Annotated in this window: 1 pseudogene; it reads left to right on the top strand. The window is 41.7% G+C overall.

Annotated elements, in window-relative coordinates:
• Positions 1-3,457, top strand: a pseudogene (locus tag IQR33_RS15585) (hypothetical protein); the annotation flags it as partial.

Consider the following 3,457-nt stretch of genomic DNA (forward strand, 5'->3'; position numbering starts at 1 on the left):
TGAATTATGACTTCATGCGTGTTCGTTTAATTGGTATCGAAGGCAGTGAGCCATACTATTACCAATGGAAAAGAGATCCAGGGACCAAGAAAGTAACGGTTGACTTAAACAAGGCCAATATTGGTGTGTATTTTAAGCTCAAAGGTTCTCAAACTTACTATATTACTGAACTATCGACATATCAGACTGGTTTATTTGATTTCCAGTGGGATCAAGTGACAGCGGGAGAGAAAACTTCAGAACGTGCGATTCAAATTCTTGATGAGGTGCGCTACGCGTTATCAGGTACGAATAACAACTCATTCTTTGGGTTTGACCCAACGGTTGTGTCTTATGCAACCAATGAAATGCTTACGACTAAAGCGATTCCAGACAAGCCATCAAATGACTATCTACACCGATTCCTTGTTGAAGCAATTGATAGTATTGCCGAGAGAATGCCAAGAAATAACTCATTAGATTTTGCATCTGCTAGTTACGATGATTTTAGCTACGATGGAAAAGCAAATGGTGTAGGGGCAGGAGGAAGTCAAGTTACGCTCGATTCTTACACGTTTGGCGCTGAAACTTACCGAAAAGATCTGGCGCAATCTTATTATGAAATCATGGCGAGCAAATACGGTATTGAGACCAATATCGCGCAGCTCTATGCTGATGATATTTCGATGGCTAATCCTGACTTAAATGGTAAGAACATTTTTGATACAGAGGGTAGCAGTATCGATACCTTGCCTCCGCAGCCAAAATTAACCATTGAAAGCGGTAGAGAGACGATGGTTGGTAATAGGCTTTATATCGCTGGCGAGGTTGTTTCTAAAATTGTCCTAGACGATCCTTCTGGTATTGTAGGAACCGACGCTCACGGCCCGAAGTTTAGCACGATGTGGTATCAAGCCAATGAGCCAAATATTGAAATACCACTGGACATCAACATCGTAGAAAACTCAGACAGCAGCAATGCTTATCGAAAAGAGTACTTCTTCACCCTTAACTCCCAGTCTAGTGAACTAAAAGATATTATAGAGTTTGCCGTGGAGACCAGTGCTATGGACCCACATGGCAATGCGTATGGTTACAATGGTAAATCTCCGTTTATAGAATCGGTGTTTATTGATAACGACTTCCCTAAGGCCAGTTACCTTCCACCCAATGATGTCGATGGTAAACCTGTAGAAAACGGTATTTATTTAAATGCGAACAATACTCATGAATTAACCTTCAACGTTGAGGATATTGTTGGTGATAAGCTTGCCTCGAGGGGCCTTGTTTTCTACCAGCAAACCGGTGAAAAAGTAACATACACACCAGAAAACTTTGCAAGTAACTCGAAAGACGCGTTTAAAGTCAAACTATGTACGGGCGAGATTTGTTCAAATCAAGGCTCTACGATTTATCCTGGTGATGGAGATTGGTTAGTTGTTGCAGCAGCAGAGGACAACTTAGGTAACTCCGTTTCAGAGTTAACTAGCACCGCTCCGAGGTTCAATATTCGTATCGACTCTGAGGCCCCTATTGTAAAAAGTGAGCAGGTTCAAAGCCGTTTAGGTGGTAATAACCAATGGGCACCTGTCATTGATTGGGGGACGTTAAGCTCTGGCAATAACGTAAAAATAGATTTGCGCCGCGGATCTGGTCAGGCTCTGACATTAGAAAGCTGTGACCCTCTAACAGAGGCGTGTGACGTACCATACCTAGTTGGTGAACAGCCTGACGTCAAAGTCCAACTGGTTTCAAAAGCATTTGATTACGATGAATGGAATGAGTTTTACGTCACTGCGACGGACAACGCTTACCCTGCCAATGTCAGTACAACAGGGAAATTCACATTCCAAGTCGATAACAAAGGCCCTGAAATCATCCTAAATACACCTTGGGTTGAAGACACATTGTCCAAAGAGAACTATGTCATAGGGCGTGAGTTCAACGTGCGATTTAAATCCGTAATAGACGATTCAGACCTTGAGCAAGTCTCGCTGTATCAAAGTGGTAAAGATTCGCCAATTAAGACAATTGTGCCAACGGATTCATCTAAAGAGTTTGTCATGTCTCTTATCAAGAGTGACACAGATAAAATAGACATTTCTGAAGATGAAAAAACAACGTCATTGTATGTAAAAGCAACCGATATTTATGGTTTTGAGTCTAGTTCTAACACGCACAAGGTTATTCTTGATCGTGATGGGCCAACATTAGGCTTAAGTGGTTTCAATGCGAATGACTACTACTTAGGTAACTATGTCTTTGACCTAACGGCGCTAGACCTAAATGCAAACGGTGATGTTTCAATTAATGGCGTAAATCGAGAAAGCCTAGAGTATTGGACGTTTAGCGATCTGGAGCCATTACCTGGCTCTCCTGGTACAAAAATCAATGAGGATCTCAAAGTGAGCCTTGGTGATTTAGGTACGGGTACACACAAGGTTCGTTTAAAAGGGTCTGATGTTCGTGGCAACACAACCTTAACCAGTGATGAGCAAGATTTTACCGTCAAAGTGTACAACTCAATCCCGCAGGTGACGCTGGCGATGAGTTACACGGATGGAACGCCAATTACAAACAACACCATCTATCAAGATGGGAATATCGTACTTACGCTTGATATTGTTGATGATAGTGGCGTTGATCGAATTGACTCAACTTATAGATTCTCTGGAGAGCAAAACGGGACTAACTTTACGTTCTCAGAAACCGCAGATGGCACTTGGACTGCAACGTTGCTTTCTACACAAATTGCCAAAGATGGTAATTATGAACTTGATATCAAGGTTTATAACAAAGTTCGTTACCTTGATGAAAAAGACCGAAAGGTTGGAAAAGTAAACCAAACCTTTAGCGTACAGCGTGAAGGCGTGGTTCTAACAGTTGAAAGCCCGCTGGACTTCCAAAATTACTTATCTGATGGTGTTCTTGATGTCACCTTTACTACATTGAGTGCGGTCAAAGCCAAAACGTTAGAGTGTTGGGTTCGTGAAGAATACAACTCTCTAGATGCGCCACCAACTAATGAGCAACCAACTTCTGGTGTTATCAACGTATCGCAAGAACCTTACAGTTGTAGTGTCAATGTTGGGCAAAACATGACCAAAGCACCTGTTACTTTGATTACTAAAACCTTGGGTACAAATGGGCGTGAAACGATCAACAAGTTCAATTTCTCGATGGTGGATATTGATGCACCGACAGTCGTGGATGGTAACTCATACAGTTTTAAAGGAAGTGATGTTTGGTTTGATGAAGCTTTGAAGAAGAAGATGCTCACATTTGAGCTCTCTTTTAATGATGCTTTATCAGGCGTGAATACCGAAAGTTCAGATGAATATCCAAAGTTGGTTCGTAATCTTGGCAACAAAGCTTATACGCCAACGACTTGTGCCAAAGGTGTTGGAAATATCAAGTGTACGTATTCTGAATCCTATGCCGATATTATTGATGGCCTGAGTACAACTCAAGAATACAA

Source organism: Vibrio sp. OPT46, assembly GCF_015163535.1.
In the GTDB taxonomy this organism is placed as follows: domain Bacteria; phylum Pseudomonadota; class Gammaproteobacteria; order Enterobacterales; family Vibrionaceae; genus Vibrio; species Vibrio alginolyticus.